Source organism: Streptomyces manipurensis (genome assembly GCF_049570255.1).
Classification (GTDB): Bacteria; Actinomycetota; Actinomycetes; order Streptomycetales; family Streptomycetaceae; genus Streptomyces; species Streptomyces manipurensis.
Genome location: NZ_CP186950.1, coordinates 1,671,994 through 1,690,798, shown reverse-complemented (window position 1 = coordinate 1,690,798; position 18,805 = coordinate 1,671,994). Strand labels below are relative to the sequence as shown.

The window sequence follows — 18,805 nt, the reverse complement described above, 5'->3', positions numbered from 1 at the left end:
CCGTAATTTGACGGCAGCAGCCCCCCTTGTGATCCGGATCACGGGACGAACCCCCACGCTCATCCCCTTGAGTCGACCCGCAAGGAGATCACCCGATGCTGCCTTGGAGACGTCTGCTCCGCCCGCTGGCCGTCCTCGCCCTCACCGCCGCCGCCCTCGTCGCCCCCACCGGAACGGCCCAGGCCGCCGCCCCCGGCAGCGGCTGGAACAACTGGTCCTGCAAGCCGTCCGCCGCGCACCCGCGCCCCGTCGTCCTCGTCCACGGCACCTTCGGCAACTCCTGGGACAACTGGCTCGGCCTGGCCCCCTACCTCGTCCACCGCGGGTACTGCGTCTACTCGCTCGACTACGGCCAGCTGCCCGGCGTCCCCTTCTTCAACGGGCTCGGCCCCATCGACAAGTCCGCCGAACAGCTCGACGTCTTCGTCGACAAGGTCCTCGCCGCCACCGGGGCGTCCAAGACCGACATCATCGGGCACTCGCAGGGCGGCATGATGCCGCGCTACTACCTGAAGTTCCTCGGGGGCGCGCAGAAGGTGAACGCGCTGGTCGGCCTCGCCCCCGACAACCACGGCACGACCCTGCTCGGCTTCACCAAGCTGCTGCCCTACTTCCCCGGGGCCGAGCACCTGATCAGCACCGCGACACCGGGCCTCGCCGACCAGATCGCCGGATCGGCCTTCCTGCAGAAGCTGAACGCCGGCGGGGACACCGTGCCCGGGGTCAAGTACACGGTGATCGCGACCAAGTACGACGAGGTGGTCACGCCGTACCGGAGCGGCTTCCTGGAAGGGCCGAACGTACGCAACGTCGTGCTCCAGGACCTGTGCGCCGTGGACCTCTCGGAGCACGTGGCCATCGGGCTCGTCGACCGGATCGCCTGGCACGAGGCGGTCAACGCCCTCGACCCGGCCAACGCCGAACGGACCACCTGCGCCTCGGTCTTCGACTGAGCCGTCCGACTCGTCGAAGAGGCGCGGACGGTCCGTCCGGCAGGCTGCGTCCGCGGACTAGCGGCCGTGGCGTCCCGCCGTCGTCGCACGGCGGCGGGTCACCGCGAACAGCACGCCCGCGCCCACGGCCAGGGCGGCCGCCCCGGCGAGCGCGATCGACGGGGTGGCGCTGTTGCCGCCCGTCTCGGCGAGGTTTCCGTTCGCCGGGGCGGAGGGGGCGGCCTGCGCGGCGATCGGGGAGGCGTTGCCGCCCGCCGTGCCGTTCGTCTTCGGGTCGTTGTCGCCGTGCCCGTTGTGCTCGACGCCGGACTTGCCGGCGCCGTCGGCGATCTGCTGGTCCGTCGGGGCCGAGGGCTTGTCGGCCGGCCTCTCGGAGGGCTTCCCGGAAGGCTCGCCGCCGGTCCCGGGCTTCGTGCTCGGTCCGGCGGTGCTGCCGCCGTTGCCGCCCCCGTTGCCGCCGCCCCCGTTGTCCTTGCCGAAGACCACGTCCGAGCAGGTGTAGAAGGCCTCCGGGCTGTCGGAGCGCTGCCAGATGCTGTAGACGAGGTGGCGCCCGGACTTGTTCGGGACGGTCCCGGAGAACACGTAGTCGCCGTTCTGCATGCCGGGGTCGGTGGCCTTCGCGAACGGCGCGGGCTCCAGGTCGGACCACTTCAGCGGCTTCGTCGGGTCGTAGCCGTCCTTCGTCATGTACAGCTCGAAGGAGCCCTTGTGCGGGGCCGTCCCCTTGTAGCGGAAGGTGTGCGCGCCGGCGGACATCGGGCTCGCGGGCCAGTCGGCGCGGGCCAGGTCGAGCCCCCGGTACTTGTCGTTGCCGGCCGAGCACAGCTTGCCGTTCGGGATCAGCGAGCGGTGGTTCCCCGCGGCGTTGGCGATGTTGACCGCGTTCCAGTCGTAGAACGCCTGCGCGCCGCTGGAGGCGACGGCCGCCTTGCACGCGGCGGTGCGCGGCGACTCCGGTCCCTCCGCGTAGCACGCGGCCACCCTGCTCACGGGGTCCGTCATCGAACCGTGCGCGGCCGCGGGGGCCGCGGCGTACGCGGCGAGCGCGAGCGGGGCCAGCGCGACGGCGGCGACACGGATCGGCGTCACGGTACGGCGGCGTGCGGGCATGGGTGGATCTCCTTCGGGCAGGGGGTGGGCTCGCCGGCGGTCGGGGCGGTGCGGCGGCGCCCCGACGGCACCGCCCCCGGCCCTCCGCCGGCTCGGCCACGCTAGCCCGCGGGACCCCGCGTTCCACCCCGCCGGGCCCCCGTGCGGGGATCCTTACGATCCGCTTAAGGAAGGGGTAAGAGGCAGATCAGGAACCGCCCGGTCACGGCAGGAGCGCCGCCAGGCCCTCCGGTGTGCGGGCCTGGTCGTCCAGGGCGTCGAGGGCGCGCACGGCCCGGGCCGCCGCCTCCGGATCGGTCCTCGCGAGCCCGCTCGCCGCGAACTCGTCCTCGTCCAGGCGCAGTACGGAGCCCCCGTCCGCGGAGACCCACAGGTCGAGGTCCAGGTCCTCCACGTGGATCTCGCCGCTGCGCACCACGGCGGGGCGCGTGATGTCGCAGTACCAGCCCTTGAGGGTGCCGTCGCCGGCCCGCACCTCCTTGACGGCGTACCAGCGGGTGCGCCAGAAGTGCTCGACGAACACGTCCCCCGGCTCGAAGCGCACGAAGCCGAAGTCCCGTACTCCCTCGGCCGCCCAGGGCGCGCGCACCGAGATCCGGTCCCCGTCGTCGGCGACCTGCACCGCCGGGTAGCGGATCTTGGTCCGGCCGGCCTTGGTCAGGTGGACGGTCAGTGGCAGGCTCATGCGGCTCCCAGCTTCCTCGTGTAGCGCGTCTCGGTCGCGCAGATCCCGTAGCCGAACCACTCGTTGATCGCGAGCATCGGTCCGTTCCCGGCGTCGTTGCCGGTGAAGGCCTCGGTGTACCCGGCGGCGCGCGCCCGGTGCAGGGAGGCCGTCTTCGCGAGCTTCGCCAGGCCCCGGCCGCGGAAGGCGCGCCGGGTGCCGGTCATGGCCGAGGCGTAGCGGGTGGCTCCGTCGGTGGCGGCGGCGCTGAAGGAGGCCACCGTGCCGTCCACCAGGGCGACGACCGTCAGCTCCTTGTCGAGGGACGGGCTGTTCCAGGTGTGCGCGAGCCAGTCCTCGTAGTCGTCCAGCTCGGCCTGTACGTCGCCCGGTTCGTCGGAGGTGGCCTCGGCGTCGGCCTCGAAGAGGGGGCGCGGGTCGGCGGCGAAGGCGGAGCCGGGGCGCAGCTCCACCCCCGGCGGGAGGGTGCCGGGCAGTGCGGGCAGCGGGGCCGCGGCGAGGTCCAGGCGCAGGAAGTGCGCCGAGCGGCCCGGACGGTATCCGCGGCGCTCGGCGAAGGCCCGGTGGGCGGGCTCGTCGAGGACCCAGGTGTAGACGTCGGTCGCGCCGTGGGCGGCCAGGTGCTCCTCGGCCGCGCGCAGCAGGCCCCGTCCGGCGCCGAGGCCGCGCCGGGCGGGGTCGACGTAGGTGTTGGCGTAGCCCTTGCCGGGCTCCGGGCTGTCGTGCGCGATGCCCGCCCGGGTCACGCCGACGACCTCGCCGTCCGGGGTCTCGGCGACGAGCACGCGGTGGTGGCGGGCGGGGTGGGCGGCGGCGACCTCGAAGGCCACCTCCGCGGGTGTGGTGATCAGGTACGGCAGGGCTGCCCGGCGCACCCGTACCACCGACTCCAGGTCGGACGCGTCGGCCGGGCGGATGTCGCGGATCAGAACGGTCATGGTCCAGACGCTAGGCGGGCCGCCAGGGGCCGCGCCTCCGAATTAACCGGCGATGGGGGAGAATCGGCCCCGTGAGCTCGACGAACCTGAAGGTCACCATCGACGGCTCGGCCGGTGCGGCCGCCCCGTACGAACAGCTGCGCGCGCAGATCGCCGACCGGGCCCGCACGGGCCGGCTGCCCGCGGGCTTCAAACTGCCGACCGTCCGCGGCCTGGCGGAGGAGCTGGGCCTGGCGGCGAACACGGTGGCCAAGGCCTACCGGGCGCTGGAGGCCGACGGGGTGATCGAGACGCGGGGCCGGAACGGGACCTTCGTCGCGGCGGCCGGGGACGCGGCCGCCCGTGAGGCCGCGGCGGCGGCGCAGGCCTTCGCCGACCGGGCGAGGCGGCTGGGGCTGACCCTGGAGGACGCCCGCGCGGCCGCCGACGAGGCCCTGCGCGCGCGGTACGCGCAGTAGGGTTCCCGCGCGCCGGTGCCGGGCCGGCCGGCCGCCGGGCGCACGGGTCAGAGGTAGAGGCCGGCCTCCGAGTGGGACTGCGGCGGGAGGACGGCCGCGGGTCCCGTGCCGCGCCGGAGGGCGAACAGCTCGGCCAGGGTCGCGCCCTCGCGGGAGACGCCCTCGTCCGTGCCCAGCCAGTCCACCGCCTCGCCGTGGGTCAGCCGGCCGACCTCGATGCGGGCCAGGCAGCGGCCGGGGCGGACCACCGCCGGGTGGAGCCGCTCCAGGTCCTCGTTGGTGGTGACGCCGACCAGGACGTTGCGGCCCTGTCCCAGCAGTCCGTCGGTCAGGTTCAGCAGCCGCGACAGGGCCTGGCCGGCCGTGTGGCGGACCTCGCCGCGGATCAGTTCGTCGCAGTCCTCCAGGAGCAGCAGCCGCCAGCGCCCCTTCGCGGTGCCCTCGTCCTCGCCGATGGCGATGTCCATCAGGTAACCGACGTCGTTGAACAGCCGCTCCGGGTCGAGGACGCAGTCCACCTGGCACCAGTCGCGCCAGGACCGGGCCAGGGTGCGCAGGGCCGAGGTCTTGCCCGTTCCCGGCGGCCCGTGCAGCAGCAGGAGCCGGCCCGCGATGTCGTCCGGGGTCACCTTCATCAGCCGGTCCATCGCCGTGGCCACCGGCGCGGTGTAGTTGGGCCGTACCTCGGGCCAGGTGCCGGCGGCGATCTGGCGGGTCGTCCGGTACGGGCCGCGGCGCGGGGAGACGTACCAGAACCCCATGGTGACGTTCTCCGGCTGCGGTTCGGGTTCGTCCTGCACGCCTTCCGTGGCCTCGCCGAGCACGGTGGAGGCGAGTTCGTCGCTGACGGCCGTCACGGTGACGTCCGCGCCGCGGCTCCAGCGGGAGACGAGCATCGTCCAGCCCTTGCCCTCGGCGAGGGTCGCGCTGCGGTCGCTGTCGCGCGCCGAGCGCAGCACGGTGGCCTCCGCAGGGAGGAGGGTGGCCTCGGCCTTGACCCGTTCGATCGACACGCTGTGCGAGTAGGGCTGCTCTCCGGACGCGAACCGGCCGAGGAACAGCGCGTCGACGACGTCCGACGGTGAATCGCTGTCGTCGACGTTGAGCCGGATCGGCAGCGCGTCATGAGGGTTGGCTGGCATGGCGCCCATGATCCGGCACGAGTTGCCCTCGTGCACCCGTGTTTCGCCGGATCGGGTGCGCAAGTTCCCCCTTCAAACGCAGGGCGGGTGAAGATTCCCCCGCAACTCCACCCCGAAGATTCTTGGCATGGACACTTCCGGGATGGGGCGGCTGCTTGTACCACGGACTCAGGAGTAACCCCCACAAGGAGCCGCACACATGAGCATGAGAATGTCGCGCTTCGCCGCCCTGACCTCCTCCCTCCTCCTCGCCGCGGGCGCCGCCCTGTTCGGTGCGGGCCAGGCATCCGCCGCGGCCGACTTCGGCTACGTCGCCCTCGGAGACTCGTACTCCTCCGGCGTCGGAGCCGGCAACTACGACAGCGGCAGCGGCAACTGCAAGCGCACCAGCCGCGCCTACCCCGCTCTGTGGGCTGCCGCCCACTCTCCCCAGAGCTTCGCCTTCACCGCCTGCTCGGGCGCCCGTACGGGTGATGTCCTCTCCGGCCAGCTCGGCCCGCTGAACTCCGGCACCGACCTGGTCAGCATCACCATCGGCGGCAACGACGCAGGATTCGCCGACGTCATGACGACCTGTGTCCTCCAGTCCGAGTCCACCTGCGTCAACCGCGTCAACCAGGCCAAGGCCTACGTCACCTCCACCCTCCCCGGCCTCCTCGACCAGGTCTACAACGCGATCGACAGCCGGGCCCCCTCCGCCCGGGTCGTCGTCATCGGATACCCCCGCTTCTACAAGCTGAACGGCACCTGCACCACCGGCCTGACCGAGGGCGAACGCGCCGCCATCAACGGCGCCGCCGACCACCTCAACGCCGCCATCGCCAAACGCGCCGCCGACCACGGCTTCACCTTCGCCTCGGTCGCAGGCGCCTTCACCGGCCACGAGATCTGCTCCGGCAGCGCCTGGCTGCACAGCGTCAACTGGCTGAACATCGGGGAGTCCTACCACCCGACCGCCGCCGGACAGTCCGGCGGCTACCTGCCCGTCTTCACCAACGCCGCCTGATCCGTGCCACCGGCCGCGGAGCTCTCCACGGGGCTCGCCCCCGGAGTCTCCGCGGCGCTCGGCGTCGGCGAGGCCGGCGACGGGCTCGGAGCGGGGGAGGAGGCCCCGCCCGTCGGGCTCTCCTCCACGCACCTCACGGAGGTCCCCACCCACTCGGTGGTGACCTCCGCCGGTCCGCGCACCTCCAGCCGGACCGCGTCGTCGTACACCGCGCCGGGCACGTGCGTCAGCTCCGTGTGCTCCAGGCCCCGGCTCTTCGGCCCGTCCACCCCGTACGTGACGGACTGCCAGCCCGGCCCCGACGTACGGCCGCCGCGCGTGGCCCAGCGGTACTCCAGGACCACCGGCAGCCGCTCCACCCCCACCGTCGCCGTGAAGGCGGGCGCCTCCGCGGCGGGCGGCGGGCAGGCGCCGGTGTAGGCGGAGCGCACGGCCACCACGTGCACGGCGAGGTGCTGTCCCGCACCGGCGGTGGCGGAGGCGGCCGCCGTCGCGGGCGGCGCGGGCGGCGCGGCGGGGGTGGAGGCGTGTGCGGTGGTGGGCGTCACCGCCGGGGCGCCGCCGGCCGGACCCTCCCCGTCCCCGCGGTCCTTGACGAGCAGCCAGACCAGCGCGGCCACGGCGAGCAGCATCAGCGCGATCCCGGAGGCCGGCACCAGTGCGGCCCCGCCGCCGCGGCGCTCCTGCGCCGGTCCGCCGCCCGGCCCCCGGCCGGCGGGCAGCGGGACGGTCCGCGCCGACGCGGGCGGGCCGCCCGGACCGCCGCCCCGCGGATCCCGTTCCGCGACGGCCGTGACCGCCGCCGGGTCCGGACCCGACACCGGCCCGCCGGAGGCCCGTACGCCGCCGCCCGCGCCGACGACCCGCAACATCCCGGTGGCCTCCGCGGCCGACAGCCGCGCGGCCGGGTCCTTGCGCAGCAGCCCCTCCAGCACCGGCTCCAGCGGACCCGCCCGGCGCGGCGCGGGCGGCTCCTCGTCCACCACCGCCCGGAGGGTCTCCAGCGGGCCGGCGCCCCGGAACGGCGGCCGCCCCTCGACGGCGGTGTACAGCAGGACGCCCAGCGACCACAGGTCCGACGCGGGTCCCGGGTCGCGTCCCAGGGCCCGTTCCGGTGCCAGGAACTCGGGGGAGCCCACCACCTCGCCGGTCATGGTGATCGCCGAGGAGCCCTCCAGGCTGGCGATCCCGAAGTCGGTGAGGACCACCCGCCCGTCGTTGGCGATCAGGACGTTCGCGGGCTTCACGTCCCGGTGCAGCACCCCGGAACCGTGCGCGGACCGCAGTGCCGCCAGGACCTGCTCCCCGATGTGGGCGGCGCGCTGCGGGGGGATCGGCCCCTCGGCCTCCAGGACGTCCGCCAGCGACAGCCCGCGCACCAGCTCCATCACGATCCACGGGCGCCCGCTGTCCGCGGCCACGTCGTAGACCGTCACCGCCCCGCGGTGCGAGACCCTGGCGGCGGCCCAGGCCTCCCGTTCCAGCCGGCGGTACATCCGCTCCAGTTCGGCGGGCTGCAGCCCGGCCGGCGCCCGGACCTCCTTGACGGCGACCTCGCGGGCCAGGACCTCGTCCCGGGCCCGCCACACGACGCCCATCCCGCCGCGGCCGATCGGCTCCAGCAGCCGGTAGCGGCCCGAGACGACACGATCGGGGGGCGTCGCCCCACCCGCTTCCCCGTCCGTGTCCGACACGTTCCCACTCATGCGTGCGCCCCCATGTGTGTTCCTGTGCGCCCATGCGTGATGAGGCGGTCACTTCAAGTTAGCGCAGAGCGCCCTCCATGGCGCCTGCTGCGGGCTGACTTGCGTCAACAGCCCCCGAAATCACCCGATCTGTGCGGAGAGTGACGAATGACTCCGCTGAGTAACCGTCAACTACCCGTCGCCACAGGGGTAATTCACACCACCGGGATACCCGCGGGCGTTGCAGGGGCGATAGGGTTAACCTGCCCGGGCCGGGTGCCCTCGTACGGGTGGGGAGAGATCATGGAACAGATAGCAATGCGCAGCAGGCCGCCCCGCGTGCCTGCCATCACCTGCGGCAGTGGTGCGACCAGCTCGCGCCTCGACCGCCACCTCGCCGTGCTGGGCGGACCCGCCGTCCCGCACCGGGAGGCCGCCGAGGCGACCTCGCTCATGCGCGAACTCACCTCCCGCGACCACACGCACCGCCTGCGGAGCCGGAGCGCGCGCGTCTCGCTCTTCGCGCCGCTGCGCCGCCTGCGTCGCTCGCTCTTCGGCAGCCGCCGCTCGTAACCGCCCCCGCACCCGTGGCCGTTCCCCCGGCGGCCCCGGTCACCCGGCCCTAAGCGATCACACCGTCCCGGCGCAGCTCCGAGATCTGCGTGCCCGCCATCCCCAGGCCGCGCAGCAGTGCCTCGGTGTGCTCACCCAGCGCGGGCACCGCACCCATGTGCGGTGCCGCGCCGCCCGGCAGCACGATCGGCGGCAGCAGCGCCCGCAACGGGCCGGCCGGCGATCCCACCTCGCGCCACCGGTCCCGCGCGGCCAGCTGCGGATGCGCCGCCAGCTGCGCCACCGAGTTCAGCCGCGCGCAGGCGATGCCCGCCGCCTCCAGTCGCCGTACGGCCTCCTCCGCTCCCAGCGCGCCCAGCGCACCGGCCACCACGGCGTCGGTCTTCTCCCGGTTCGCGGTGCGCGCCGTGTTCGTCGCGTACTCCGGATCCTCGGCCAACTCCGGCTGGTCCAGCACCTGTTCGGCGAGCCGACGCCACTCGCGGTCGTTCTGCACCGACAGCAGCACCCGGTCCCCGTCCGCCGTCGGATAGGCGTCGTAGGGCGCGATCACCGCGTGCGCCAGCCCGGTGCGCACCGGCTCCCGCCCGCCGTGCATCGTGTGGTGCAGCGGGTGCCCCATCCACTCGGCCAGCGCGTCCAGCATCGACACCTCCACCCGGCCGCCACGCCCGGTGACCCCGCGGCGCAGCAGCGCGGCCAGTACGCCCGAGAAGGCGTACATGGCCGCCGCGATGTCCGCCGCCGGAACACCCGCCTTGACGGGCTGCTCCGGGGTGCCGGTCACCGACACCAGCCCGGCCTCGCACTGCACGAGCATGTCGTAGGCGCGCTTGTGGGCGTACGGTCCCTGCGCGCCGTAGCCCGAGACGTCCACGGCGACCAGCCGCGGGTACCGCGCGCACAGCGTCGCCGCGTCGAGCCCGAGCCGGGCGGCGGCGCCCTGCGCGAGGTTCTGCACGAACACGTCGGCGTCGGCCAGCAGTCCGTGCAGCACCTCCCGGCCGCGCGGGTCCTTCAGGTCCAGGGCGAGGGACTCCTTGCCGCGGTTCGCCCACACGAAGTGCGACGCGAGGCCGTGCGCGGCGGTGTCGTAGTGGCGGGCGAAGTCGCCGCCGTCGGGACGTTCCACCTTGATCACCCTGGCGCCGAGGTCGGCGAGCTGCCGGGTGGCGAAGGGGGCCGAGACGGCCTGTTCGACGGCGACGACGGTGATGCCGTCCAGCGGGAGCGGTTCGATGGTCATGGGCCCTGCCTACCCGGTCGGACGGGGCCCTGTCACCCGTCCGGACCGGCTCAGGCGCCTCGGGCGAACCGGCGGGTGGCCGCCGGGACGCACACGGCGAGGAGCAGCAGCGACCACAGCAGCGCCGCGGCCACCGGGTGCGCGGCCGGCCACGCGGCGCCGTCGGCGGCCTGCGCCCCGGCGTTCCCGCACAGGTGGCGCACGGCCGTGGCGGCGGCGCTGATCGGGTTCCACTCGGCGACCGTGCGCAGCCCGCCGGGCAGTCCGGCCGGGGGCAGGTACGCGCTCGACAGCATCGGCAGGACGAAGGTGGCACTGCCCAGTTGCCCCGCCGCCTCCTCGCTCCGGCTCGGCAGGCCCAGGTTTGTGCCGGCCCAGGCGGTGGCGAAGCGGAAGAGCAGCAGCACGCCGAGTGCTCCCAGTGCGCCGGGCAGGCCGGTCTCGATCCGCCAGCCCATTGCCAGTCCCACCAGCATCAGCGGCACCATGGAGACGCCCGTGGTGAGGAGGTCGGCCGCGGTCTGGCCGAGCGGGACGGCGGCGCGGCTCACGGGCAGGGTCCGGAAGCGGTCCGTCACCCCGCGGTGGGCGTCCTGCGCGGCCGTGAACATGCCGGTCATCACCCCGTTGGCGGCGGTGGCCGCCAGCAGTCCGGGGACCAGGAACTCCCGGTGCTCGGCCCCCGGCATGGCGAGCGCGCTGCCGAAGGCGTAGCCGAAGAACAGCAGCATGGTGATCGGCATGGTCTGGGTGAGGACCGGCAGGGCCGGGGCGTGCCGTGCCTTCTGGAGCTGGCGGACGAGGACGGCGGCGCCGTCGTACGGCAGGGTGCTCATGCGGCGGTCTCCCGCTCCGGCCGGGCCGCCGTCGGTTCGGGCGGAGCCGCCGTCAGGGCCCCGGTGAGGCGCAGGAACACCTCGTCCAGGGTGGGCGGCCGCAGGCGGGCGTCGGTGACGGGGGCGCCGGCGCCGTCGAGGGCGCGGACGATGCGGGGCAGGGTGAGGGCGGGGTCGAGCACACTCACCCCAGCGGTCAGCCGTTCGGCGTCGAGTTCGGGCCGGCCGCCCGTGAGCCGGTCGAGCACGGCGGCGGCGCCGGCGAGCGCCTCGGGCGAGGTGACGACGGCCTCGGCGCGGGCGCCGATCCGCTCCTTGAGCCCGGCGGGCGTGCCGGTGGCGACGGCCCGGCCGTCCGCGAGGACGGCGACGGAGTCGGCGAGCCGGTCGGCCTCCTCCAGGTACTGGGTGGTGACCAGGCACGGTGGTGCCCTCGTCGGCGAGGGTGCGGACGGCGGCCCGGATGCGCTCGCGCGAGGCGGGGTCCAGGCCCGTGGTGGGTTCGTCGAGGAACAGCACCCGGGGGCGGGTGATCAGTCCGGCGGCGAGGTCCAGGCGCCGCCGCATCCCGCCCGACCAGGTGGAGGCCACCCGGTCGGCGGCATCGCCGAGCCCGGACCGCTCCAGCAGTTCGTCGGTGCGGCGGCGCCCCGCGGATCCGCGCAGCCCGCTGAGCCGTGCGAACAGCCGGAGGTTCTCCCGCCCCGTCAGGTCCCCGTCCACGGAGGCCTGCTGGCCGGTGACGCCGATGGCGCGGCGGACGGCGGCCGGGTCGCGGACGACGTCGTGTCCCGCGACGAGGGCGCGTCCGCCGGTGGGGGCGGTCAGGGTGCTCAGAATCCGGACCGCGGTGGTCCTGCCGGCGCCGTTGGGGCCGAGGAGGCCGCAGACGGCGCCCTCGGGGACGGCCAGGTCGAGGCCGCGCAGGGCGTGCACCCGCCCGTAGGACTTCTCCTGGCCTTAACTAAGTGCAGCGTACGTAGTCGTCGTCATGGCGTCACCGTACCGCACTACGTACGGCGTACGTAACTAAGATGGTGGCGAGACGACGAGGTGGTCTGAGCGATGACAGCCGGCGGGCGACCCGCTGAACCCGAAGTGATCTGGTCCAGGCCCCAGCGGGCCGGCCGCGGCCCCCGGCCCGCGCACAGCCGTGAGTCCATCGCGGCCGAGGCCGTGCGCATCGCCGACGCCGAGGGGATCGAGGCCGCCTCCATGCGCCGCGTCGCCGCGGGCATCGGCGCGGGGACCATGTCCCTCTACAACTACGTGCCGCGCAAGGAGGAGCTGTACGAGCTGATGGTCGACGCCGTCAGCGCCGAGTACGACTACCCCCCGCCCAGCGGCGACTGGCGCGCCGACCTGCTCGCGCTGGCCCGGCAGACGCGGGCCCTGATGCACCGCCACCCCTGGCTGCCGCGTCTGCTGACCCCCGTGTACGGCTTCAGCCCCCACGCCCTGCGCTACCTGGAGCACATCCTGGAGTGCCTGGCCCCGCTGGAGATCCCGGAGGCCGAGAAGCTGGAGCTCGTCGCCGCGGTCAACGGCTCGGTCGCGACCTATGTGGCGGGAGAGCTCGCCCTCGCCGAACGCGCCAGGTCGCTGCCCTGGAGCGAGGGCGAGGAGCAGGGCGTGCGCGCGGCCTGGCTCGGTTCCCGGCTGGCCACGGGGGAGTACCCGCGCCTGGCCGCGGCCCTGGCCGGCGGCGGTCCGGTGCCCGGTACGGGCCTGGACATGTCCGCGGTCTTCGACCGCTCGGTGTCCCGGCTGCTGTCCGCCTGGGGCGGGTAGCGGCAGGTCCGGCCGGAGAGCGTCCGGGCGTGGCGGGCCGGCCGCGGCGCGTCCGGCAGCAGCGGACGGGGCTCGGCGCGCGCCGGGGCCCCGCCGCGGTCGGATCAGAGCAGGGCGAACTGGCCGCCCGGGCCCTCCTCCTGATGGTCCAGCACCGAGGCCGGCCGACGACTCCAGGACGGCGGCGGAAGCACCCCCGACGCCCGCAGCGCCTCGGCCGGCAGGAGCGGGCCCGGCTCGAACGCGGCCCGCTCCGGGGCCAGCCCGGCCAGCAGGCCCAGCGTGGTCACCAGGGCCAGCAGCTCCGAGGTCCAGCCCTGCGGCCACCGGTCCGGGCCCAGGGCCGCCAGCCCCTCCGCCCCGGGCTCCCGGTGCGCCGTACGCGCGGCGCACCACGCCTCCAGGACCCGCACGCCCTGCACCTCGTACTCCCACGCGCCCGTCGGCACCGGCGAGACCGTGCCGTCGCCGACACCCAGCGTCCGCGTCTCCGCGTCGTACGCCAGCCCGCGCGGCCAGGACCCGACCGCGGAGCGGACGTACGGGCGGTGCCCGCCGGGCAGCCGGGGCGGCTCGCCGCCGCGCGCACCGCGCAGGCGGACGGTGAGCAGCCGGTGGCCCAGCTCCAGCCCCGCCCGCCAGCGCCCGGGATCGGCGGGCAGCGGGACCTCGTGGCCGCGGGGCCCCGGACGGCCCGCCGCGAGGATCCAGCACAGCACGTCCTCCGAGGTGACCCGGCCGCCGTACCGCTCGCCCAGCAGCGGCAGCAGGCCGGGGGCCAGGTTCGGCTCGGCGCCCCCGGGGCGCCGGTGCAGGGGGCGGATCCGGCCGAGCCGCCCCACCGGCAGGTGGGCGGTGACCAGCACCTCCGGGCCCTCCACCAGGAAGAGCTGGTGCTCGTCGCGGACCCGCCACAGCTCCGGGCGGGCGCTGTCGATCAGCCGCTGGTCGGGCAGCAGCCACTGCTCGTCGAAGGGCTCGCGGAGCACGCGCACGGGTTCGGGGCACGGCCCCGGGGCGTCGGCGAAGCGGGCCGTGGCCGCCGAACGCTGACCGGGCAGCGCGGCGACGGAGGCGGTGGGCGTACGGCTCCGGCTCGGGCGGAACAGCCTGTCCCGCTCGGCCCCTTCGGAGCCGGCCAGGACGGCCCAGCGGGTGCGCAGGGTCGCCGGATCGGGCGCGGCCACCCAGTCCCGGCCCAGGCGCAGACCGCCCACTGCCCAGGGCATCAGATCGTCCAGCAGCGCTACGTCGTCGCTCACGCCGCCGATGGTAGCGACGGGCCCGCGCGGCCGGGCTCGCCCCGGGCCGAAGAGCTACGCTCCTTGTGTGGGCACGTGTGCCGGGTGCGCGCACACGTGCCGGACCGCCGACCGACCGAGGAGAGGTCAACCGAGGAGAGGTCATGAGTCAGTACGACGAATACTCGACTCCGTCGCAGGCCGAGGGCGAACGCCTCGACGAGGACATGGACGAGGCCCAGCGCAGGCAGCGCCACCCCCTGACGATGCGGACCACGCCCTCCCAGGCGGAGGGCGAACGCACCGCGGAGGACGACGAGAAGTAGACCCCGTCGCCGGAAGTAGCCCTCGTCGCCGGCCGGGGCCAGGGGCCGGGCGGGTGCTCAGTGCGCGTCGACGGTCACCGTGAAGGAGAACCGGTCGCCCCGGTAGCGGATCCGGGCCACGTCCACCACCCGGCCGTCCTCGTCGTAGGTCACGCCCGTGTAGTGCAGGATCGGGCTGAGCAGCGGAACCCTCAGCAGCTCCGCCGTCTCCGGGTCGGCCAGCCGGGCCTCCACCGTGTCCGTGATCCGGCTGATCCGCACCCCCACCACGTCCCGCAGCACCTTCGTCATCGGCCAGCGCTCCAGGTCGGCGAGGTCCACCGCCTCCGCGAACTCGGGCAGCAGCGCGTTCTCCGCCCAGTTCGTGGGCTCGCCGCTCTCGCGGTCCAGGCGCAGCCTCCGGTACGTCATCACCTCGGGGACGTCCGGGAAGTGCTCCAGCAGCTCCCCGGCCACGGGCGTCCGCCCGTGGCCGAGGATCGTCGTCCGGTCGCCCGACTGCTGGGCCACGATCGCGTCGACCGAGCCCAGCAGCCGTACCGGCGTGCTGCGCAGCGCTCCCGGCTCGATGAAGGTGCCGCGCCGCCGGTGCCGGCTGATCAGGCCCTCGCCCTCGAGCTCCTTGAGCGCCTGCCGCATGGTCAGCACACTCACCCCGTAGTGCTCGGCCAGCTGCTCCTCGGTGGGCAGGCGCAGCGAGGCGTCCGGGGTGCGCCCCAGTATCGAGGCGCGCAGTGACTGCGAGACCTGGTACCAGAGGGGCAGCTTCCGGTTCAGGACCAGCGAGTCGGGGGCGAAGGCGGTCACGGGTGGATCTCCGAACGGCTGGGCAGGGCGGGGGTGCGGCGCATGCAGGGTATGCAGCGCAGGTCAGGCGCGGAAGTGCCGCTGCAGACCCTGCCACACGTCGTCGTAGCCGCGCTGGAGGTGCTCCGCGCCCGCGGCCTGGGCGGTGGCGGTGATCGGCCAGCGGGTCTCGAACATGAAGGCCAGCCCGTCGTCGATCTTCTGCGGCTTGAGCTCGGCCGCGCTCGCCCGGTCGAAGGTCTCGTGGTCGGGGCCGTGCGCGGACATCATGTTGTGGAGCGAACCGCCGCCCGGGACGAACCCCTCGGCCTTGGCGTCGTACGCGCCCTCGATCAGGCCCATGTACTCGCTCATCACGTTGCGGTGGAAGTACGGCGGGCGGAAGGTGTCCTCGCCGACCAGCCAGCGCGGCGCGAAGACCACGAAGTCCACGCCCGCCAGGCCCGGGGTGTCCGAGGGCGAGGTCAGGACGGTGAAGATCGACGGGTCCGGGTGGTCGTAGCTGATGGTGCCCAGGACGTTGAAGCGGTGCAGGTCGTAGACGTAGGGCACGTGGTTGCCGTACCAGGCGACGACGTCGAGCGGCGAGTGGCCGTAGGTGGCCGACCAGAGGTTGCCGCAGAACTTGTTGACCACCTCGACCGGGCGCTCGACGTCCTCGTACGCGGCCACGGGCGCCCGGAAGTCGCGGGCGGCCGCCAGGCCGTTGGCGCCGATCGGGCCCAGGTCGGGGAGGACGAAGGGCCGGCCGTAGTTCTCGCAGACGTAGCCGCGGGCGTCGGCGTCCAGCAGCTCCACGCGGAAGCGGACGCCCCGCGGGATGAGCGCCACCTCGCCCGGACGGGCGGCGAGCAGGCCCAGCTCGGTGCGCAGCAGCAGCCCGCCGCGCTCGGGAACGATCAGCAGCTCGCCGTCGGAGTCGCTGAACACCCGGTCGGTCATGGAGGCGTTGGCGGAGTAGAGGTGGACGGCCATGCCGGCGCGCTGCGCGGCGTCGCCGTTGCCGCCGAGGGTCCACAGGCCGTCCAGGAAGTCGGTGCCGGGGGCCGGGTCGGGCAGCGGGTTCCAGCGCAGCCGGTTGGGGTCCGCCGGGGCTTCGGTGAAGGGGGCGGTGCGCAGGGCCCCGTTGTCGACGCGCGTGAACGGCGGGTGGGCGGCCGACGGGCGGATCCGGTAGAGCCAGGAGCGGCGGTTGTGGCTGCGCGGCTCGGTGAAGGCGCTACCGCTGAGCTGCTCGGCGTAGAGGCCGAGGGGTGCGCGCTGGGGCGAGTTCCGGCCGAGCGGCAGTGCGCCGGGGACGGCCTCGGAGCTGTGTTCGTTGCCGAAGCCGGTGAGGTACTCCAGGGCCTCGGCCGTCTTCCGGGCCTGCTCGCTGCCGGCCTGCTCGCTCATGTGCTGCTCCCGCTCCGTCGAAGGAATCCTATGGTCGACAGTAGGATTCCGCGGCTCCCGCGTCAACGGTGAACCCGGACGGCCGGACGGACGGGCGGCGGGCGGACTCCGGGTGGCGGATGCGCGCTCGGGGGTCTGATGCGCGAACCCGGGACCCCGATCCGTGCGCGGGGGGATCCCAAAAGATGAACATTGCTCTACTCTCACGCGCATGTCGTGGACCCGCAGGTTTCCTGCCGTGCCGGCGGCGCTCCTCGCCGCCCTCCTCGCGCTCCTGTCCCTCTTCGTCGCGGCGCCCGCCGCCCTCGCGCACGAAGAGCGCCCGGTCACCTTCCCGGACGGCTCCGGCTCCGTCCCGGAACACCGCACGACCGAACCCGACCTCATCGTCTGCAAGACGGACCGGCAGGCCTTCGAGCGGCGCATATCCGCCTTCCCCGAGGAACTGCGGGCCCGCAACCTCGCCCTGTACGAGCGCTGCGAGCAGAGCGGCTACCGCCACCTCCAGGAGGCCGTCGACGCCGTCGACCGGCCCGGAATGAACATCGCGATCCTTCCCGGCCTCTACGAGGAGGAGCCCTCGCTGCCGAAGCCGACGGGGGAGTGCGCCGCGCTCAAGGCGCCCGACTCCGCGCTCGGCTACCAGATCCTGTCGTACGAGCAGCAGGTGCAGTGCCGCCACAACCAGAACCTCGTCGCCATCCTCGGCAAGAAGAACCTGCAGATCGAGGGCACCGGAGCGTCACGGCTCGACGTGGTGATCGACGCCAAGTACCAGAAGCTGAACGCCATCCGGGCCGACAAGTCCGACGGCGTCTACTTCCGCAACTTCACCGCCCAGCGCACCACCTTCAACTCGCTGTACGTCCTCGCCGCCGACGGCTTCGTCATCGACGACGTCCTCACCCGTTGGAACGACGAGTACGGCTTCCTGACCTTCGCCAGCGACCACGGCCTCTACAAGAACTGCGAGTCGTACGGAAACGGCGACTCCGGCATCTACCCCGGCAGCGCCTCGAACATCAACGACGGACGGGGCTACGAGGTCCCCCGCTACTCCATCGAGATCACCGGCTGCCGCAGCCACCACAACATGGTCGGCTACTCGGGGACCGCGGGCGACTCGGTGTGGGTGCACGACAACGAGTTCGACCACAACATGGGCGGCGCCTCCATGGACAGCGCCTTCCCCGGACACCCCGGACTCCCGCAGAACCACGCCAAGTTCGAGCGGAACCTCATCCACGACAACAACCAGGACTACTACCGTCACGTCGCCGATGGCACCTGCGCCAAACCGCCGGTCGAGCGCGGCTACGAGCGCGGCGTCGTCTGCCCGCAGATCTCCATGCCCCCGGGCACCGGCATCATCACCGCCGGCGGCAACTGGAACCTCTACGAGGGCAACTGGGTCTACGGGCACGAGCGCGCCGGCTTCTTCCTCAGCGCGGTCCCCGCCTTCATCCGGGGCGAGGAGGCCTGGTCCAAGCAGGCCGACACCTCCCACCACAACCGGTACGCCGGCAACGTGCTCGGCAAGGACAAGGCCGGGGCCTCCCGCCCCAACGGCATGGACGTCTGGTGGGACGGCCAGGGCCGCGGGAACTGCTGGCAGGACGGACCCGACGGCTCCACCCCCGGAACGGTCCCGCAATGCGGCGAACGCCGCGGCGACCTCACGGGCGCATCGGCCCGCCTCGTCGGCGAACCGGTCAAGCTCGTCCAGCTCCTCGTCTGCGCCGACTACAACGTCCAGGCCCGCAAACTCCCGGCCGGCTGCGACTGGTACGGGGCCCGCGGCCTCGAACGGGTCGAGACCCAGCTCGCGCTGGCCGTCGCCGCGGTCCTGCTCCTGGTCGGAGGGGTGCTGTGGTGGCGCCGGCTGCGGTGCTCCGGCCTGGGCACGGCCGCCTCCCTGCTCGGCCTGGCCGGCCTGGTCCTCGACGTGGCCGGCTCCACCACCCCGCTCACCGCGACCTTCGTCCCGGCCCTCGCCCTCCTCCTGCTCGGCCTGTGGTGGACGGGCGCCGGTCTGGTCCTGCGGCCCACCCGCCCGTGGCTGGCCCGCCTCACCCTGCTCCTCGCCGCACTCACCCTGCTCGACGCCTTCGACAAGGCCGTCCTGATGATCCCGTGGACCCCGCTCAGCCCCGCCTGGGCCCGCGCCCTGCTGGTCGTGGTCTGGGTCCTCTGGGCCGCCGTCGCCTCGTCCCGCCCGGACCCCGCCCCGTCCAGCCCCGCACCGCCGGACCACACCCCGAACGGCACCCCGGACGGCACCCCGGACGGCAGTCCGGGTGACGGCCCGGGCGACGGCCCCGGACACGGCTCGGACGAAGGCCGGGGGCACCGCCCGGACGGCACCCCGGCCGGTACGCCCGATCACGGCTCGCGTGTACCCCGCGCCGCCGCGGAACCGGGGGCGGGCCCGGCCGAAGGGGGCCGGTCGTGACCGACAGCCCGGAGGCCATCGACCCCTGCGTCACCTGCGTCACCTGCGTCACCTGCGCGGACGGGGCCGGGCCCGGTGCGCCCGGCGCTGCAGGGGCGGCGCCCGGCCGTCGGAGCACGGCCGGCGAGGCGAGCGCGGCGGGGGCGAGCCGCGCAGCCCGT

The 18,805-nt window shown here is 74.2% G+C and carries 17 protein-coding genes and 1 pseudogene; 7 read left to right on the top strand and 11 right to left on the bottom strand.

All coding sequences use genetic code 11. From position 1 onward, the window contains the following. Positions 1–95: 95 nt before the first annotated feature. Positions 96–953, top strand: coding sequence for an esterase/lipase family protein (locus tag ACPU2J_RS07800; protein WP_361607203.1), 858 nt, complete (start codon positions 96–98; stop codon positions 951–953). Positions 954–1,010: 57 nt separating this feature from the next. Here the strand turns inward: ACPU2J_RS07800 and ACPU2J_RS07795 are convergent, their stop codons facing one another. The 3 genes from ACPU2J_RS07795 to ACPU2J_RS07785 all read right to left on the bottom strand — a co-directional run bounded on the left by ACPU2J_RS07795 (position 1,011) and on the right by ACPU2J_RS07785 (position 3,689). Next, positions 1,011–2,066, bottom strand: coding sequence for a lytic polysaccharide monooxygenase auxiliary activity family 9 protein (locus tag ACPU2J_RS07795; RefSeq protein WP_423833001.1), 1,056 nt, complete (start codon positions 2,064–2,066; stop codon positions 1,011–1,013). 202 nt (positions 2,067–2,268) lie between these two features. After that, a complete protein-coding gene (locus ACPU2J_RS07790) occupies positions 2,269–2,751 on the bottom strand; it encodes a DUF402 domain-containing protein (protein WP_361607209.1) in 483 nt (160 codons plus the stop codon). Beyond that, positions 2,748–3,689, bottom strand: coding sequence for a GNAT family N-acetyltransferase (locus ACPU2J_RS07785; protein ID WP_361607212.1), 942 nt, complete (start codon positions 3,687–3,689; stop codon positions 2,748–2,750). The genes ACPU2J_RS07790 and ACPU2J_RS07785 overlap by 4 nt, the downstream gene beginning before the upstream one ends. Positions 3,690–3,760: 71 nt before the next feature. On the opposite strand from ACPU2J_RS07785, the gene ACPU2J_RS07780 reads away from it, so the two are divergent. Then, positions 3,761–4,147, top strand: coding sequence for a GntR family transcriptional regulator (locus ACPU2J_RS07780; protein ID WP_361607215.1), 387 nt, complete (start codon positions 3,761–3,763; stop codon positions 4,145–4,147). 47 nt (positions 4,148–4,194) lie between these two features. Here the strand turns inward: ACPU2J_RS07780 and ACPU2J_RS07775 are convergent, their stop codons facing one another. Beyond that, positions 4,195–5,289, bottom strand: a complete 1,095-nt coding sequence (locus tag ACPU2J_RS07775) for a DUF5925 domain-containing protein (RefSeq protein WP_423833000.1) — start codon at positions 5,287–5,289, stop codon at positions 4,195–4,197. A gap of 205 nt (positions 5,290–5,494) precedes the next feature. Here ACPU2J_RS07775 and ACPU2J_RS07770 point away from each other — a divergent pair, with 205 nt between their 5' ends. Further along, positions 5,495–6,295: an SGNH/GDSL hydrolase family protein gene (locus ACPU2J_RS07770; protein ID WP_361607224.1), complete on the top strand. Its 801-nt coding sequence runs from the start codon at positions 5,495–5,497 to the stop codon at positions 6,293–6,295. Here the strand turns inward: ACPU2J_RS07770 and ACPU2J_RS07765 are convergent. Then, on the bottom strand, positions 6,265–8,001 hold the full coding sequence (locus ACPU2J_RS07765; protein WP_423832999.1) for a serine/threonine-protein kinase: 1,737 nt from the start codon (positions 7,999–8,001) through the stop codon (positions 6,265–6,267). The genes ACPU2J_RS07770 and ACPU2J_RS07765 overlap by 31 nt on opposite strands. A gap of 282 nt (positions 8,002–8,283) precedes the next feature. Here ACPU2J_RS07765 and ACPU2J_RS07760 point away from each other — a divergent pair, with 282 nt between their 5' ends. Continuing rightward, on the top strand, positions 8,284–8,553 hold the full coding sequence (locus ACPU2J_RS07760) for a hypothetical protein (RefSeq protein ID WP_361602067.1): 270 nt from the start codon (positions 8,284–8,286) through the stop codon (positions 8,551–8,553). 49 nt (positions 8,554–8,602) lie between these two features. On the opposite strand, the gene ACPU2J_RS07755 is transcribed toward ACPU2J_RS07760, so the two are convergent. The 3 genes and pseudogenes from ACPU2J_RS07755 to ACPU2J_RS07745 form a co-directional block, all read right to left on the bottom strand. Next, positions 8,603–9,799, bottom strand: a complete 1,197-nt coding sequence (locus ACPU2J_RS07755; protein ID WP_420081261.1) for a CaiB/BaiF CoA transferase family protein — start codon at positions 9,797–9,799, stop codon at positions 8,603–8,605. Positions 9,800–9,849: 50 nt separating this feature from the next. After that, on the bottom strand, positions 9,850–10,635 hold the full coding sequence (locus ACPU2J_RS07750) for an ABC transporter permease (RefSeq protein ID WP_420081262.1): 786 nt from the start codon (positions 10,633–10,635) through the stop codon (positions 9,850–9,852). Beyond that, positions 10,632–11,571 (bottom strand): annotated as a pseudogene (locus ACPU2J_RS07745) (ATP-binding cassette domain-containing protein). The gene ACPU2J_RS07750 and the pseudogene ACPU2J_RS07745 overlap by 4 nt, the downstream one beginning before the upstream one ends. Before the next feature lie 129 nt (positions 11,572–11,700). Here ACPU2J_RS07745 and ACPU2J_RS07740 point away from each other — a divergent pair. After that, positions 11,701–12,426 (top strand): TetR/AcrR family transcriptional regulator, encoded by a 726-nt coding sequence (locus tag ACPU2J_RS07740; protein ID WP_423832998.1) that lies wholly within the window; start codon positions 11,701–11,703, stop codon positions 12,424–12,426. Between the two features lie 104 nt (positions 12,427–12,530). Here the strand turns inward: ACPU2J_RS07740 and ACPU2J_RS07735 are convergent, their stop codons facing one another. Then, positions 12,531–13,655 carry a type ISP restriction/modification enzyme gene (locus tag ACPU2J_RS07735; protein WP_420082481.1) on the bottom strand — a complete coding sequence of 375 codons (1,125 nt, stop codon included), beginning with the start codon at positions 13,653–13,655 and terminating at the stop codon, positions 12,531–12,533. 176 nt (positions 13,656–13,831) lie between these two features. On the opposite strand from ACPU2J_RS07735, the gene ACPU2J_RS07730 reads away from it, so the two are divergent. Continuing rightward, positions 13,832–13,993 (top strand): hypothetical protein, encoded by a 162-nt coding sequence (locus ACPU2J_RS07730; RefSeq protein WP_361602052.1) that lies wholly within the window; start codon positions 13,832–13,834, stop codon positions 13,991–13,993. A gap of 57 nt (positions 13,994–14,050) precedes the next feature. Here the strand turns inward: ACPU2J_RS07730 and ACPU2J_RS07725 are convergent, their stop codons facing one another. Next, on the bottom strand, positions 14,051–14,800 hold the full coding sequence (locus ACPU2J_RS07725; RefSeq protein WP_420081264.1) for a GntR family transcriptional regulator: 750 nt from the start codon (positions 14,798–14,800) through the stop codon (positions 14,051–14,053). A gap of 63 nt (positions 14,801–14,863) precedes the next feature. Beyond that, entirely contained in the window at positions 14,864–16,192 is a 1,329-nt protein-coding gene (gene hmgA / locus ACPU2J_RS07720) for a homogentisate 1,2-dioxygenase (protein ID WP_420081265.1), read from the bottom strand. Positions 16,193–16,403: 211 nt separating this feature from the next. Between hmgA and ACPU2J_RS07715 the strand changes: the two genes are divergently transcribed. Then, positions 16,404–18,644, top strand: coding sequence for a right-handed parallel beta-helix repeat-containing protein (locus ACPU2J_RS07715; RefSeq protein WP_423832997.1), 2,241 nt, complete (start codon positions 16,404–16,406; stop codon positions 18,642–18,644). Positions 18,645–18,805 lie beyond the last annotated feature (161 nt).

Coding starts and splice junctions, on each gene's coding strand:
- ACPU2J_RS07800 (WP_361607203.1), top strand. CDS start 96: ATGCTGCCTTGGAGACGTCTGCTCCGCCCGCTGGCCGTCCTCGCCCTC.
- ACPU2J_RS07795 (WP_423833001.1), bottom strand. CDS start 2,066: ATGCCCGCACGCCGCCGTACCGTGACGCCGATCCGTGTCGCCGCCGTC.
- ACPU2J_RS07790 (WP_361607209.1), bottom strand. CDS start 2,751: ATGAGCCTGCCACTGACCGTCCACCTGACCAAGGCCGGCCGGACCAAG.
- ACPU2J_RS07785 (WP_361607212.1), bottom strand. CDS start 3,689: ATGACCGTTCTGATCCGCGACATCCGCCCGGCCGACGCGTCCGACCTG.
- ACPU2J_RS07775 (WP_423833000.1), bottom strand. CDS start 5,289: ATGCCAGCCAACCCTCATGACGCGCTGCCGATCCGGCTCAACGTCGAC.
- ACPU2J_RS07770 (WP_361607224.1), top strand. CDS start 5,495: ATGAGAATGTCGCGCTTCGCCGCCCTGACCTCCTCCCTCCTCCTCGCC.
- ACPU2J_RS07765 (WP_423832999.1), bottom strand. CDS start 8,001: ATGAGTGGGAACGTGTCGGACACGGACGGGGAAGCGGGTGGGGCGACG.
- ACPU2J_RS07760 (WP_361602067.1), top strand. CDS start 8,284: ATGGAACAGATAGCAATGCGCAGCAGGCCGCCCCGCGTGCCTGCCATC.
- ACPU2J_RS07755 (WP_420081261.1), bottom strand. CDS start 9,799: ATGACCATCGAACCGCTCCCGCTGGACGGCATCACCGTCGTCGCCGTC.
- ACPU2J_RS07750 (WP_420081262.1), bottom strand. CDS start 10,635: ATGAGCACCCTGCCGTACGACGGCGCCGCCGTCCTCGTCCGCCAGCTC.
- ACPU2J_RS07740 (WP_423832998.1), top strand. CDS start 11,701: ATGACAGCCGGCGGGCGACCCGCTGAACCCGAAGTGATCTGGTCCAGG.
- ACPU2J_RS07735 (WP_420082481.1), bottom strand. CDS start 13,655: ATGCCCTGGGCAGTGGGCGGTCTGCGCCTGGGCCGGGACTGGGTGGCC.
- ACPU2J_RS07730 (WP_361602052.1), top strand. CDS start 13,832: ATGAGTCAGTACGACGAATACTCGACTCCGTCGCAGGCCGAGGGCGAA.
- hmgA (WP_420081265.1), bottom strand. CDS start 16,192: ATGAGCGAGCAGGCCGGCAGCGAGCAGGCCCGGAAGACGGCCGAGGCC.
- ACPU2J_RS07715 (WP_423832997.1), top strand. CDS start 16,404: ATGTCGTGGACCCGCAGGTTTCCTGCCGTGCCGGCGGCGCTCCTCGCC.